Here is a 12306-nt window from a genome sequence, read left to right as displayed (position 1 = left end):
CAATGCCGCAATACGAAAGTTTTTATCGTGGTAAACCTTTAGGCGCAGAGCCGCGTACTTTGCCCGCTGAGCATTATAATGCACTGCGTTTGTTACTGGATTTTAGCGGCAAGCCCTGTGTCTTTGTGCCGATTCGCACTCTGCAATATATGGCTGTAATTGATCACGAAGAGGTTATTTTCGTTGACTCACAAGTTAAAGTGGATATTGAGTTTGCATGGCGCTATTTTCGCCCCCAAGTGCGCAGCAGCTTAACCGAGCCAGTGCCCTATCTCTTTGAATATTATGAGGCTCAAGCGTTGGAAACGATGAAACGTGCTCAAGTCGAATTTTATCAGCATGTGCAATTACTAGCTGAGCGTATGCGCCAAGCCGAGCCAATAAAAGCTAAGGATAACAACAACATTATTAGCCTTTATCCCGATTAGGTAATTGCCACTCCTCCACAAACCTCGGTGCTTCTTTTAATACAAAACGCTTAAACTCCTGAGCAATGGGTGATAGGCGCTTACCCTTGCGCATCACAATATGCCAATAGCGCTGGATGGGAAAATGTTCTACATCTAAAATCGTTAAGCGCCCACTCTCTAGTTCAGGTTGAATCGTATGCAGTGATACGACTCCCAACCCTAATCCCGCTTCGGCGGCATGTTTAATGGACTCATTGCTGCGCATTTCTAAAGTTTGCTGAAAGGACACTTGATGCTCACGCAAATGGCGCTCTAAGGCACTACGTGTACCAGAACTTTTTTCCCTAATCACAAAGCGCTCGGCTAAAGCCACCTTTAAAGGAATAGGTGTAGAGTGATTTAATAAAGAATGATGCGGTGCGGCAATCACTACTAAGGGGTTTTCCATTAGGCGCTCAGATTGCAAACCATAGCCTTTAGGTGGCTCCCCCATAATCACCATATCCGGCTCATGATGCTCTAATTGATCGAGTAAAGCCTGTCGGTTAGTCACATCCAGCGTGATATTAATCCCCTCATGTAAACGCGAAAATTCAGCCAATAATTGAGTAACAAAATAATTGGCAGTAGTAGCGACCGAAATCACCAAATGCCCTCCTTTCACTCCCTTGAGTTCTTTCATCACGCCTAATAGATCATTATGTGCTTGCAATACTCGATGCGCATAATGCTGCACCTCTTTACCTATTGCGGTGAGCATCATTTTATTACCCTGCCGCTCAAATAATGCCAGCCCACTATCCTCCTCTAATTGCTTGATCTGCATGGATACAGCAGGCTGTGTCATAAATAACTTTTCCGCTGCACGGGTATAACTTTCATATTGTGCAACCGCCTCAAATACTCGTAGTTGACTCAGTGAATACGCCATTACTGCTCCTTAAAAACATAAGTTTTACTTATATTTTTATCTTAAATTATTGAGTTTTAATTATATTAGTATTTTGCCATACTCTCATCAACGCAACGTTACCTAACGGGTTTAAATAGTCCTTTGTAGCAAGGTAAGTATCTCTAGAGTAGTCTTGGCGGAACTAATACCAACTTGTAGCCTAACTCTAAGGTGCTAGCAAAAAGGGCAAAGCCTTTTTAGGCGAACGTACTTAATTTATTATTTTTGATTCAACTTGCCGGAGGAGTTTCATGGCAGTTAAGACCTATAATGCGGGTGTAAAAGAGTATCGTGAAACATACTGGACGCCAGACTATACCCCCAAAGATACTGACCTATTGGCCTGCTTTAAAGTCACCCCACAGCCCGGAGTACCGCGCGAAGAAGTGGCAGCAGCGGTAGCGGCTGAGTCTTCAACAGGTACTTGGACAACCGTATGGACGGATCTTTTAACCGACCTTGACTACTACAAAGGTCGCGCTTATGCCATTGAAGATGTCCCCGGTGATGATACCTGTTTCTATGCTTTTGTTGCTTATCCTATTGATCTATTTGAAGAAGGCTCAGTCGTTAACGTACTAACCTCGTTAGTCGGTAACGTATTCGGCTTTAAAGCGTTACGCGCTTTACGTTTAGAAGACATACGCTTCCCCATTGCTTACGTTAAAACTTGCGGCGGCCCTCCATTGGGTATCCAAGTAGAACGTGACGTAATGAACAAATACGGTCGTCCACTCTTAGGTTGCACTATTAAACCTAAACTCGGCTTGTCCGGTAAAAACTATGGTCGTGCTGTTTATGAATGTTTACGCGGTGGCTTGGACTTCACCAAGGACGACGAGAACGTTAACTCTCAACCGTTTATGCGTTGGAGACAGCGTTTTGACTTCGTAATGGAAGCGATTGATAAAGCAGAACGTGAAACCGGTGAGCGTAAGGGTCACTACCTAAACGTTACCGCGCCGACTCCAGAAGAAATGTACAAACGTGCTGAGTACGCTAAAGAAATCGGCGCTCCGATTATTATGCATGACTACTTAACCGGTGGTTTGACGGCGAATACAGGTTTAGCTAACTGGTGTCGTGATAATGGTATGTTGTTACATATCCACCGCGCGATGCATGCAGTACTCGACCGTAATCCGCATCACGGTATTCATTTCCGCGTGTTAACCAAGATTTTACGTCTATCCGGTGGTGATCATCTCCATACCGGAACCGTCGTGGGTAAATTAGAAGGCGACCGCGCTTCTACTTTAGGTTGGATTGATTTACTGCGTGAAAGTTATATTAAAGAAGATCGTTCACGCGGTATTTTCTTTGATCAGGATTGGGGTTCAATGCCCGGTGCGTTTGCAGTAGCTTCCGGTGGTATTCACGTATGGCATATGCCTGCTCTGGTAACCATCTTCGGTGATAATTCAGTACTGCAATTTGGTGGTGGTACACTCGGTCATCCTTGGGGCAATGCGGCGGGTGCTGCGGCGAATCGTGTAGCATTAGAAGCTTGCGTAGAAGCACGTAACCGTGGTGTAGCGATTGAGAAAGAAGGCAAAGCGGTTCTGACAGAAGCAGCGAAGAGTAGTCCAGAGCTACGTATTGCGATGGAAACTTGGAAAGAGATTAAATTCGAGTTTGATACCGTCGATAAACTAGACGTAGCCCATAAGTAATTTTTAGGATTTTTCGGAGCTTAACCATGAGCGAAATGCAAGACTACAATAGCAAACTTTCTGATCCCGCTAGCCGTAAATTTGAAACCTTTTCCTATTTACCGGCTATGACCACTGATCAGATCAAGGCGCAAGTGCAATACATTGTGAATAAAGGCTGGAACCCAGCGATTGAACATACTGAAGTGGAAAACGCCTTTGACCACTATTGGTATATGTGGAAGCTTCCTATGTTTGGTGCAACCGATGTAGAGGCGATTTTGGCCGAAGCGGAAGCTTGCCATAAAGCACACCCTACTCATCATGTGCGTTTAGTCGGTTATGATAACTTTGCGCAATCACAGGGTGCGGCAATGGTTATCTATCGCGGAAAAATGTAACGTACTTCTCTTACATTAAGCCGGTGTGACCGGATTAAACCCCTGTCCGGCAACGGCGGGGGTTTTTTTATGGGTTTTAGGAATATCAGCATGCAATATCCAATTGAACAATATACGGTTAAACAAGAACCTTTTTATCGTCCAGTCGCTAATGAGGTCGAGCTGTATCAAGCCGCTTATAGTGTGCGTATGCCCGTCATGCTTAAAGGTCCGACCGGATGCGGTAAATCACGTTTTGTAGAATATATGGCGTATAAACTAGGTCGCCCCCTCATCACTGTCGCATGTAATGAGGATATGACTGCCTCAGATTTAGTGGGGCGGTTTTTACTAGATAAAGATGGCACTAAATGGCAAGACGGTCCACTGACTCTAGCAGCGCGGTTAGGTGCGATTTGCTATCTCGATGAAGTGGTTGAAGCGCGGCAAGATACTACGGTAGTGATTCACCCCTTGACTGACCATCGCCGCCAATTGCCTTTAGATAAAAAAGGCGAAATGGTCACCGCTCATCCCGATTTTCAATTAGTAATTTCTTATAATCCGGGCTATCAAAGCCTAATGAAGGATTTAAAACAATCGACTAAACAACGCTTTGCTGCACTCGATTTTGATTATCCTGCGGCTGAGATTGAAACGGATATTGTGGCGCGTGAAACCGGAGTGGATAGCAAAACGGCGGAGAAACTCGTTCAAATTGCGCACCGCGCTCGTAACCTCAAAGGTCACGGTTTAGATGAAGGGATTTCTACGCGTCTTTTAGTCTATGCCGGACAATTGATTATCAAAGGGGTAGATCCTGTTGCAGCCTGCTCTATGACTTTAGTGCGTCCGCTCACGGATGATCCTGATATGCGCGATACCTTAGATGCCGCCGTAACTACTTTCTTTAGCTAAGAGCGAGACGATTATGAGCATCCATTTCCAAGACCATCCAGCCTATCAAGCCTGCCTTGCTAAATTACCCCCCGAACGCGTGCATACCTTAGAGGCCGTTTTTCATGACGCCGCACGGGTCATGTCACCCGCTGGCTTAAGTGATTATTTAGAAGGAGGTAAGGGCTTATGCAATCTAGGACGGGGTGCTGATTTAGTCGCTTGCTATTTAGAAAATATGCCTGCGGTGGTCAAAGAATGTGGTGACGATATTATACGCGATGCGTTAAGTGCGGCACTCAAACTGTCCTCGATGGTATCAGGTGAGGTAGTAGCGCTCATGTTTGCGAGCCTCCCCACAGCAGCCCGACGTTTAGGCGATGTGCAATTAGTGCGTGGCTATTTGCAACTCCTACATCAAGTCTCGGCTAAAGCACCGCGTGGCTTGCGCCCTATGCTTAATCATATTGATGAGCTATTGAGTAAGTTAACCTTAGGCGGCTTAAAACGTTGGGCACTGTTTGGAGCTGAAGCCTATCGGCGTGATCTGAATAATCTAACGCGTTATTTTAATTTGGACACGCAAGACTCACTCGCCATGATTCAGAAAGAGCGGCGCGGGACATTATTTATTGATGTACAGCGTAAGCTCAATTTTTATCTGCGTGCACTGTGGGGACGCGACTTTTTCCTACGACCCGCCGCATCCGATGTAGGAGGTTTTCGCCCTTATATTCAAGCGCATATTCTGCATCTACCGGATGCAGTAGATGAGATAGGTGGCATTGCTGGACTAGAGCTATTTCGCGCCATTGCTGCGCATCTAGCCGCACATATTATGTACACACGCTCACGCCTCAGTATGCAAGAATTGTCACCTGCTCAACTATTTTTTATCGGACTAATCGAGGATGCACGAGTTGAATATAATGCTATCCAAGCCTTTCCGGGCTTAAAAAAACTATGGGGCAGTCTCTTAGGTTTACAGCATGAATCAACCGTTGAGCACCCTACCCTGCTCACTTTAGAAAAAACGGCTCATGCTTTACTGGATGCTTCTATCAGCACCCATGATGCAGCCGTCGATGCTATTGTGAGTAAATTTCATACCCATATTGCCGCTAATGCGCTGAATAATCAGTTTTCATGGCATATCGGTATGGAGCTATTCCAAATTTTTGCAGCTCGCCGCGATGTGCCGAGTTTACGTATTTTGGAAGCTATTCGCCTTCCCTACCGTGATGATAATCGCTTGATCTGGGAGTATGAGGAATTTGCATGGGAAAGTGGTGCGGACTACTTACCTTCGAGTCAAAGGCAAGTACGCAAATATGTCTCCGCAATTGATATGGCAAATGAAGTCGATTGTGAACTAGCGGGCGATGATGCGCAGGAGATCTGGACTTGTGCCACTGAGTTTTTCCCCTATGAAGATACGGGCATAAGCTATAACCAACTATGGGGTAAAGAACCTATCTCCGACCCTTTCCACTATCAGGAATGGGACTATCAGGTGCAATTACACCGCCCTGATTGGGTTACTTTATACGAGCGCCGCCCTAAAAAAGCCGATCCTGAAATCATTGATAACATCTTAGTCGAGCATCGACCGATAGCCTTTCGCATTAAACAAATCATCGATCTACTGCAACCCGAAGGGGTGCAACGCATGCGCCGCTTAGAGGATGGAGACGAGATTGATATTAATGCGGCGATTGATGCGATGGTGTCTATACGTATGGGTTCGCAACCCGATACACGTATTACGATGCGCAATGTGATTAAAAATAGAGATTTAGCGGTAGTGGTATTGTTGGATTTATCGCAATCGACGAATGAGGCTATGGAGGGTTCGGATAAAACGGTATTGGAACTCACCCGTGAAGCGGCGGCATTAGTGGCGACTGCGATTAATGGGATTGGTGATCCGTTTGCGATTCATGGTTTTGCCTCGGATGGACGCCATGATGTGCAATATTTCCGCTTTAAGGATTTTAAAGATCATTTTGATGATGAGGCTAAAGCGCGTCTCGCGGGTATGACCGGACAACTCTCTACTCGCATGGGCGCTGCAATGCGCCATGCTGCACAACATTTACTTAAACAACCCGAACGCCGCAAATTATTATTAGTAGTGACCGATGGTGAACCTGCGGATATTGATGAACGTGATCCACAACATTTGCGTTTTGATACTAAAAAGGCAGTGGAGGAGTTATACAGCAAAGGAGTATTGAGCTATTGCCTAACGCTAGATCGTAATGCTGATGAGTATGTGAAGCGTATTTTTGGGCAGAATAATTACACCATTATCGACCATGTGCAGCGCCTGCCAGAGCAATTGCCGTTATTGTTTGCGAGCTTGACAAAATAGCCTTGCTACTGATTGTCGTTTAGCTCGCTACCTTTATACATTACGGGGTCTTGCTTCTAGCTATGTTGCCTAAACGATTTGCCCAACGGAGGCTGCCACTAAAAGCAAGCTCACGATTATCGTTAGACGCAGGCGCAAGACCGCATAATTAGAGTTAAGCTTAGGCAGTAATAACAAACGGTCTGCTAAGTAGGCAGCAACGATAAGGAGAGCCATGCTTAGCAGTGCTGTGTTGATAGGTAACAACAAACAAAACCATGCGAGTAGTGAGGGAGTGACACTATAAATCAACAGAGTACGTGCCTCAACATCGCTAAGTTTATCTTGCATCCCTAATACTACGCCCCAATGAACCGCTCCCAAAAAACTGAGAATAAGCGCTGCATAAGCCGCCAACCATAAAGCAAGCTGTGAAGTGGTTATATCTTGTGGCAAAAACTCATTCCCTAGTAGCACCAGTACTGCTAATACAAAAAAAGGGATGAGTCCCCCATAGCCGAGTACCCATGCCACGGTTGGTAATACTTTCATATGCGCTCCTTCAAGAGTACAGACTCAGATCTAGTTGATCGACTTAAACGCTTATTAGCGTGTGCGCTGTGACGGACAAACAAACCGTCCCACTCTAAAGCCCCGCTTACTAAGATGCTTGGTAGTGCGTCCTGCTATGCGTTTACGCCACATTTTGAAACTAGAAGACCGCAAGTGCGAACGCATGAGTGCTATTAACGTTGCCTCATTTAAACAGTACTGAGCATAAATAGCATCAAAAGGCGTGCGATCTTCCCATGCCATTTCTACGATACGGCTAATATCAGCCTCACTAAGGGTATGCGTATATAGTTTCATCTAAACAATCCGGTAAGAGGCTTTGATCATAGCATTACACCGATATATTGCTGAAAACCCACGAATCAACTGCGGTTTAGATAGTCAATTCAAAGTTACACGCGCTTACGTTATTGTTAATCTCTTGCATAACAACTTAAACTTATTAAGGTAAAGCATGGATTCACTTAGCCAAATGGCATTAGGGGCAGCACTGAGTGTGGCTATCATGCGCCGCCGTGTTGCACCGTGGAAGGCTGCCTTAGCCGGTGCAGTGGCGGGCACACTACCTGATTTAGATACTCTAGTGCACTACACCGATGCTGTGGACAATATGACACGCCACCGTGCTGATAGCCATGCACTACTCTATTTGGCTTTATTTGCCCCCATATTAGCAGGTGTAGTGAGTTGGCTGAGTGGCACACTCGCACAGTGGCGTTGGTGGTGGCTAGCCATGAGCCTAGCACTCCTGACCCATTCGCTTTTGGACTACTTTACTATTTATGGCACTCAGCTATTACGCCCCTTTACCTCAACACCCTTTGGTTTGGGCAGTTTGTTTATTATTGACCCCCTCTATACTTTGCCACTCTTGGTCGGATTAATCATTACGCTATGGCGCTCTCGTAAAGATACAGGGCATAACACCCTAAGCGCTAATGCGTGGGGGCTAGGTTTAAGCACTGCCTATATTCTCTGGAGTGTGGGAGCACAAACTTATGTTAAGCATCAGGTTGAGCAGCAACTTACTGTACAACAGCAGCAAGCTTATAGCGTGATGGTGACACCCGCACCCTTTAATACGGTATTGTGGCGTGTGGTATTGCGCAGTGACACCGATTATCAAGAGGGGTTTTACTCCCTATTCGATGGCTCTAGACCTGTGCGCTTTCAAGCATTTACGCACGATGCTTCTCTTGCACACGCGCTCCAAGACCTACCGCAGGTGCAACGTATGGTGTGGTTCACGCATGGCTTTTACATCGTCCGACGCCAAGGGGATAAGGCTATTTTGAGTGATGTACGCATGGGTCAAGAACCGATGTATGTGTTTTCATTTGAGGTAGCACAATTGAACGATAATCAATGGCAAGCGGTGCCCACTCACAATATAGGTGGACGCCCCCAAGCCAATATCACTCTAGCTCTACGCTGGCTCTGGCAACGTATGTGGGGAGTGGATATTGACCCGCCTAGGTCATTAGAACCACTATAAGCTTTTTACCGTGCTGTGATGGCGCGTGACCCAAAGGATTTATTATGAGTGGAAAATACGCCGGACTTAATCAAGACCCGCAATTTGGTATGACCCCAGCAGGCACTATGATTCGTGATGCTTGGATATTTGGCTTATTGCCAGAGACACAAGACTGTACGGGTTGGGATGTAGGTATGTTGCAAAATTTATATGAACAAGTGCATCGAGAATGGGAAAAATACGGTCATTTACCCAGTCGTTTGCCGCCTGAACTTCAAGCGCGTCATGCAACGGTGCACCAAGCTGCGATTCAAGCCGCACGCGCTCAAGGGTGGAATGCCGAATTAGGCGAGGATGATTAGGTCATGCTCAAGTTCCCCTATGGCATTAGTAATTTCCAGCGCCTGCGCACTCATGGCTATCTGTATCTAGATAGAACGATGGCACTGAGTGATTTGGAACAAGTAGGTGAGCAATTATTATTTTTACGATTTACAGCTTTTGGTGGATTTTATGGAGCAGCAGTATTTTGAAGTTGCCAAAAGTGCGGTAGAAATTGCTATTGAACAAGATGAAGATGCAGGGCTTAACTATATCCGCCACAACACACCAGCCCTTAATCCCTAAATCGCCCCAATTAAAAGCCTAGTAGAGCGTAGTACTAGGCTTTTAACTACTAGCTCCCTTGCACCTTCTCCAACGCTACTGCATTCATACAATAGCGCAACCCACTCGGTGCTGGGCCATCAGGAAATACATGCCCTAAATGCGCATCGCAGGTATTGCACAACGTCTCCACCCGTTGCATCCCATAGGAATTATCCTCGTGATAAGCAATCACATTGTCCTTAATCGGTTGAGTAAAGGATGGCCACCCCGTGCCAGATTCAAACTTTTGCGAAGCATCAAATAATAAGGTTCCGCAACACACACAAGCATATAGCCCCGGCTCAAAGAGCGAGCACATTTCCGAGCTAAACGGGCGTTCAGTGCCGTGTTGACGGGTCACATGATATTGCTCAGGCGTCAATTCACTGCGCCACTCATCAGGGGTTTTAACCACTTTACGCTCAGGTATCGGGTTACTGGTACGGGCAAATTGCAAAACATCACGCCATTTCAACATGGTTCGCTCCTAGCAAATATACAAGATTAGGAATTCAATTTAGTCGATTTACCACCTCAAGGCGAATAACAGCACACAACTCCCTATTTCAACCAATCTAAAATACGCGATGAAGGCGGAGTGGAGCGCTGCAATGCCACGGCTAACACTTCTAAACTCGCTAACAAACGCAACTTATGACGCGCCCGCGTCACTCCGGTATACAACAACTCACGCCCTAATAAGCTATGTTCAGTACTATCGGGCATGATCAACAGCACCTCATCAAACTCCGACCCCTGACTTTTGTGAATCGTCATCGCCCACGCACTATCAAACAGCGGCAACCTTACCGGAGTAATAGAGCGATACTTGCCGCTTTGAGTATCAGGAAAATACACACGCAATTGTCCTGCCGCATCATTGAGCGCAATACCTATATCCCCATTAAATAAATGCTGCACATAATCATTTTTAGTCACCATTACCGGACGCCCCACATACCACCCTTGTGCTCGTAAGGAACCAAAAGTATTCGGTAAACGTTTACTGGCTAACTGTTCAATTTTATTATTAAGTAATTCTGTGCCACGCACACCTTGGCGCATAGGGGCTAAAATGCGGAAACGGTTAAACGCTTGAAAACAAGCCTCGACATCACCCTGCTCTACCGCCTCAAAATAATCTTGCCACCCTGCGATTAACTCTTCACTGGCTAGGGAATCCTGATTGATCCATTCTAATGCTTCATCAGTCCCATGAAGTACCTCAGATAATTGTTTGAGGTTAGCGGTTTTAATCGCTTGGGCTAATTGACCAATACCCGCTGTAGTATTAAAGCGATAGCTTTGCTCTAATATCACAATATGGTCATTTAATCCCTCTACTCCCAAATGACTCGGTAAATGAATATCAAAAGGCTTTAAAAGCTGCGCTATTTTCGGTGAAAAGTGATTATTAGCCTGTGCACATAAATCTCTAAAGACTGATCCCGTTTCTACCGCCGCTAATTGATCCTTATCACCTAATAAAATCAGCCGCGCCGTATTGGGCAAAGCCGCTAATACCTTAGTCATGAGGGCAATATCCATCATGGAAGCTTCATCAATCACCAATACATCCACGGGTAAAGGGCACTCACGATGATAACTAAAGGTATTCGTAGCGGGTCTATACCCTAATAAACGGTGCAGCGTTTGACTCGGAATTTTTAATTGCTCTCGAATTAACCCTGACACATTTAAACGCTGCTGAGCTAATTGAATAGACTCTTGTAAGCGCATAGCTGCTTTGCCTGTAGGGGCAGCTAATTGAATACGTTTAGGGTTAATATCAGGTAATTGGAGTAATAAAGCTAAAATGCGTGTCACGGTAGTGGTTTTACCCGTACCCGGTCCACCAGAAATAATCATAAAACGCTGATTTAAGGCTAAAGCCGTCGCTATTTTTTGCCAATCCGTTTGCGTAGTATTAAAGAGCTTATTTAATGCCTCTTTGAGTTGAGCTGGTGCAATAATGGGTTGTAATAAGGGTTTAAGCGCTTGACCTAACTCGTGTTCATACTGCCAATAGCGGTAAAACCAAGCATGGGTGTCTGAAACAATGAGTGGCTTTTTATCAGAGGGTTTACCTACTACAGGCAGATTTTCTATCAGTGCTTTATTGAGTTCCGGCTTTAAATCATTTAAAGGGGCAGCAATAATGCCCGCTTGAGTCTGTTCGGCTAGGAAATAGACCAAGCGGCGCAACTCGGTTAGCACGTCTAAAGGTGTATCAGGCATTAGACGTACTAGCAAATCTGCCAATTGTCGTGCAAATGGATCATAGTGCTCAAATACTGTCATAATGGTTCCCAACAACCCCAATTAGTTATAAGTACTTGTTAGTACTTAGGATAAAATGATGTGTCATTTATACGTATAAGGGAGGTACTGTGCGTTTAGTGTTTTTAATGCTCAGTTTAACGACTCTCAGTAGCTGTGCTGCTAGTTATACCGAGCCACCCCAACCCCAAACTCAGTCATCGACGCTTAGTTTTGCCACCCAGCGTTACCCCAATCAAACCGATCAATGCAGTGGTGAGGTTAAAGGTGAACGTGGCACGATTCAATGGGTCAGTGCCACTACGGTTGACTCGATAGCGAGTGCCACTAAATATTACAATCGCCAGACGGGTATCGCCAAACGCCGCACTAAAAAGGATGAACATTTATGGGTGGTAGTCAATCAAGCTAAGGCTCCGAAACGCAGTCTAGCGGTATTGTCTTTATCCAAAGCGCAAGATTTGCAATTAATGTGCAGCAAACCATTACCCCCTAAGGCACTTAGCGCGATTATAGTCAGCACCTTTACCCCTAAACCTTTACCCAAACCTGATTATAAACATGCCGCGCCTTAACTACTGACGCCAAAGTCATCGTGCATTTCCTCCGCAGGCGCTGTATATAGATTCCTGTACGCTGCAAGGCGGCATCCCTGCCGCCAAAACTGCTCCAGAAACACACGAT

Annotated in this window: 14 protein-coding genes; 9 read left to right on the top strand and 5 right to left on the bottom strand. The window is 45.6% G+C overall.

Translation table 11 applies throughout. The annotated features are described in order from the left end of the window. Nucleotides 1-2: 2 nt before the first annotated feature. Nucleotides 3-428, top strand: a complete 426-nt coding sequence (locus tag IPL34_RS10725) for a hypothetical protein (protein ID WP_296841446.1) — start codon at nucleotides 3-5, stop codon at nucleotides 426-428. On the opposite strand, the gene IPL34_RS10720 is transcribed toward IPL34_RS10725, so the two are convergent. After that, nucleotides 409-1341 carry a LysR family transcriptional regulator gene (locus tag IPL34_RS10720; RefSeq protein ID WP_296841445.1) on the bottom strand — a complete coding sequence of 311 codons (933 nt, stop codon included), beginning with the start codon at nucleotides 1339-1341 and terminating at the stop codon, nucleotides 409-411. The genes IPL34_RS10725 and IPL34_RS10720 overlap by 20 nt on opposite strands. Before the next feature lie 272 nt (nucleotides 1342-1613). Here IPL34_RS10720 and IPL34_RS10715 point away from each other — a divergent pair, with 272 nt between their 5' ends. The 4 genes from IPL34_RS10715 (at nucleotide 1614) to IPL34_RS10700 (ending at nucleotide 6665) form a co-directional block, all read left to right on the top strand. Beyond that, a complete protein-coding gene (locus IPL34_RS10715; RefSeq protein WP_296841444.1) occupies nucleotides 1614-3035 on the top strand; it encodes a form I ribulose bisphosphate carboxylase large subunit in 1422 nt (473 codons plus the stop codon). 26 nt (nucleotides 3036-3061) lie between these two features. Further along, the gene (locus IPL34_RS10710; RefSeq protein ID WP_296841443.1) at nucleotides 3062-3415 is read left to right on the top strand and encodes a ribulose bisphosphate carboxylase small subunit; all 354 of its coding nucleotides are present in this window, start codon (nucleotides 3062-3064) and stop codon (nucleotides 3413-3415) included. A gap of 90 nt (nucleotides 3416-3505) precedes the next feature. After that, nucleotides 3506-4312: a CbbQ/NirQ/NorQ/GpvN family protein gene (locus IPL34_RS10705; protein ID WP_296841442.1), complete on the top strand. Its 807-nt coding sequence runs from the start codon at nucleotides 3506-3508 to the stop codon at nucleotides 4310-4312. A 13-nt stretch (nucleotides 4313-4325) separates the two neighbouring features. Then, nucleotides 4326-6665, top strand: a complete 2340-nt coding sequence (locus IPL34_RS10700) for a VWA domain-containing protein (RefSeq protein ID WP_296841441.1) — start codon at nucleotides 4326-4328, stop codon at nucleotides 6663-6665. A 69-nt stretch (nucleotides 6666-6734) separates the two neighbouring features. Here the strand turns inward: IPL34_RS10700 and IPL34_RS10695 are convergent, their stop codons facing one another. Then, on the bottom strand, nucleotides 6735-7196 hold the full coding sequence (locus IPL34_RS10695) for a DUF3429 domain-containing protein (protein WP_296841440.1): 462 nt from the start codon (nucleotides 7194-7196) through the stop codon (nucleotides 6735-6737). Between the two features lie 54 nt (nucleotides 7197-7250). After that, the gene (locus tag IPL34_RS10690) at nucleotides 7251-7514 is read right to left on the bottom strand and encodes a TIGR03643 family protein (RefSeq protein WP_296841439.1); all 264 of its coding nucleotides are present in this window, start codon (nucleotides 7512-7514) and stop codon (nucleotides 7251-7253) included. A 157-nt stretch (nucleotides 7515-7671) separates the two neighbouring features. Here IPL34_RS10690 and IPL34_RS10685 point away from each other — a divergent pair, with 157 nt between their 5' ends. The 3 genes from IPL34_RS10685 to IPL34_RS10675 are packed head-to-tail and all read left to right on the top strand — an operon-like array spanning nucleotide 7672 to nucleotide 9227. Beyond that, nucleotides 7672-8712 (top strand): metal-dependent hydrolase, encoded by a 1041-nt coding sequence (locus tag IPL34_RS10685; protein ID WP_296841438.1) that lies wholly within the window; start codon nucleotides 7672-7674, stop codon nucleotides 8710-8712. Between the two features lie 44 nt (nucleotides 8713-8756). Then, nucleotides 8757-9056, top strand: a complete 300-nt coding sequence (locus IPL34_RS10680; protein ID WP_296841437.1) for a hypothetical protein — start codon at nucleotides 8757-8759, stop codon at nucleotides 9054-9056. Nucleotides 9057-9059: 3 nt separating this feature from the next. After that, nucleotides 9060-9227, top strand: coding sequence for an AAA family ATPase (locus tag IPL34_RS10675; RefSeq protein ID WP_296841436.1), 168 nt, complete (start codon nucleotides 9060-9062; stop codon nucleotides 9225-9227). Nucleotides 9228-9370: 143 nt separating this feature from the next. Here the strand turns inward: IPL34_RS10675 and msrB are convergent, their stop codons facing one another. Next, nucleotides 9371-9820 carry a peptide-methionine (R)-S-oxide reductase MsrB gene (gene msrB, locus IPL34_RS10670; RefSeq protein ID WP_296841435.1) on the bottom strand — a complete coding sequence of 150 codons (450 nt, stop codon included), beginning with the start codon at nucleotides 9818-9820 and terminating at the stop codon, nucleotides 9371-9373. Nucleotides 9821-9903: 83 nt separating this feature from the next. Then, a complete protein-coding gene (recD, locus tag IPL34_RS10665) occupies nucleotides 9904-11643 on the bottom strand; it encodes an exodeoxyribonuclease V subunit alpha (protein WP_296841434.1) in 1740 nt (579 codons plus the stop codon). 89 nt (nucleotides 11644-11732) lie between these two features. Here recD and IPL34_RS10660 point away from each other — a divergent pair, with 89 nt between their 5' ends. Next, the gene (locus IPL34_RS10660) at nucleotides 11733-12197 is read left to right on the top strand and encodes a hypothetical protein (RefSeq protein ID WP_296841433.1); all 465 of its coding nucleotides are present in this window, start codon (nucleotides 11733-11735) and stop codon (nucleotides 12195-12197) included. Nucleotides 12198-12306 lie beyond the last annotated feature (109 nt).

It is taken from the genome of Thiofilum sp., assembly GCF_016711335.1.
GTDB lineage: Bacteria > Pseudomonadota > Gammaproteobacteria > Thiotrichales > Thiotrichaceae > Thiofilum.
This window is presented reverse-complemented; position numbering and strand designations above follow the sequence as displayed.

What these genes read in the sequence shown, in the direction of transcription:
- IPL34_RS10725 (WP_296841446.1), top strand. Translation starts at nt 3, where the DNA reads ATGCCGCAATACGAAAGTTTTTATCGTGGTAAACCTTTAGGCGCAGAG.
- IPL34_RS10695 (WP_296841440.1), bottom strand. Translation starts at nt 7,196, where the DNA reads ATGAAAGTATTACCAACCGTGGCATGGGTACTCGGCTATGGGGGACTC.
- IPL34_RS10680 (WP_296841437.1), top strand. Translation starts at nt 8,757, where the DNA reads ATGAGTGGAAAATACGCCGGACTTAATCAAGACCCGCAATTTGGTATG.
- IPL34_RS10685 (WP_296841438.1), top strand. Translation starts at nt 7,672, where the DNA reads ATGGATTCACTTAGCCAAATGGCATTAGGGGCAGCACTGAGTGTGGCT.
- IPL34_RS10675 (WP_296841436.1), top strand. Translation starts at nt 9,060, where the DNA reads ATGCTCAAGTTCCCCTATGGCATTAGTAATTTCCAGCGCCTGCGCACT.
- msrB (WP_296841435.1), bottom strand. Translation starts at nt 9,820, where the DNA reads ATGTTGAAATGGCGTGATGTTTTGCAATTTGCCCGTACCAGTAACCCG.
- IPL34_RS10690 (WP_296841439.1), bottom strand. Translation starts at nt 7,514, where the DNA reads ATGAAACTATATACGCATACCCTTAGTGAGGCTGATATTAGCCGTATC.
- IPL34_RS10710 (WP_296841443.1), top strand. Translation starts at nt 3,062, where the DNA reads ATGAGCGAAATGCAAGACTACAATAGCAAACTTTCTGATCCCGCTAGC.
- IPL34_RS10720 (WP_296841445.1), bottom strand. Translation starts at nt 1,341, where the DNA reads ATGGCGTATTCACTGAGTCAACTACGAGTATTTGAGGCGGTTGCACAA.
- IPL34_RS10700 (WP_296841441.1), top strand. Translation starts at nt 4,326, where the DNA reads ATGAGCATCCATTTCCAAGACCATCCAGCCTATCAAGCCTGCCTTGCT.
- IPL34_RS10705 (WP_296841442.1), top strand. Translation starts at nt 3,506, where the DNA reads ATGCAATATCCAATTGAACAATATACGGTTAAACAAGAACCTTTTTAT.
- IPL34_RS10715 (WP_296841444.1), top strand. Translation starts at nt 1,614, where the DNA reads ATGGCAGTTAAGACCTATAATGCGGGTGTAAAAGAGTATCGTGAAACA.
- recD (WP_296841434.1), bottom strand. Translation starts at nt 11,643, where the DNA reads ATGACAGTATTTGAGCACTATGATCCATTTGCACGACAATTGGCAGAT.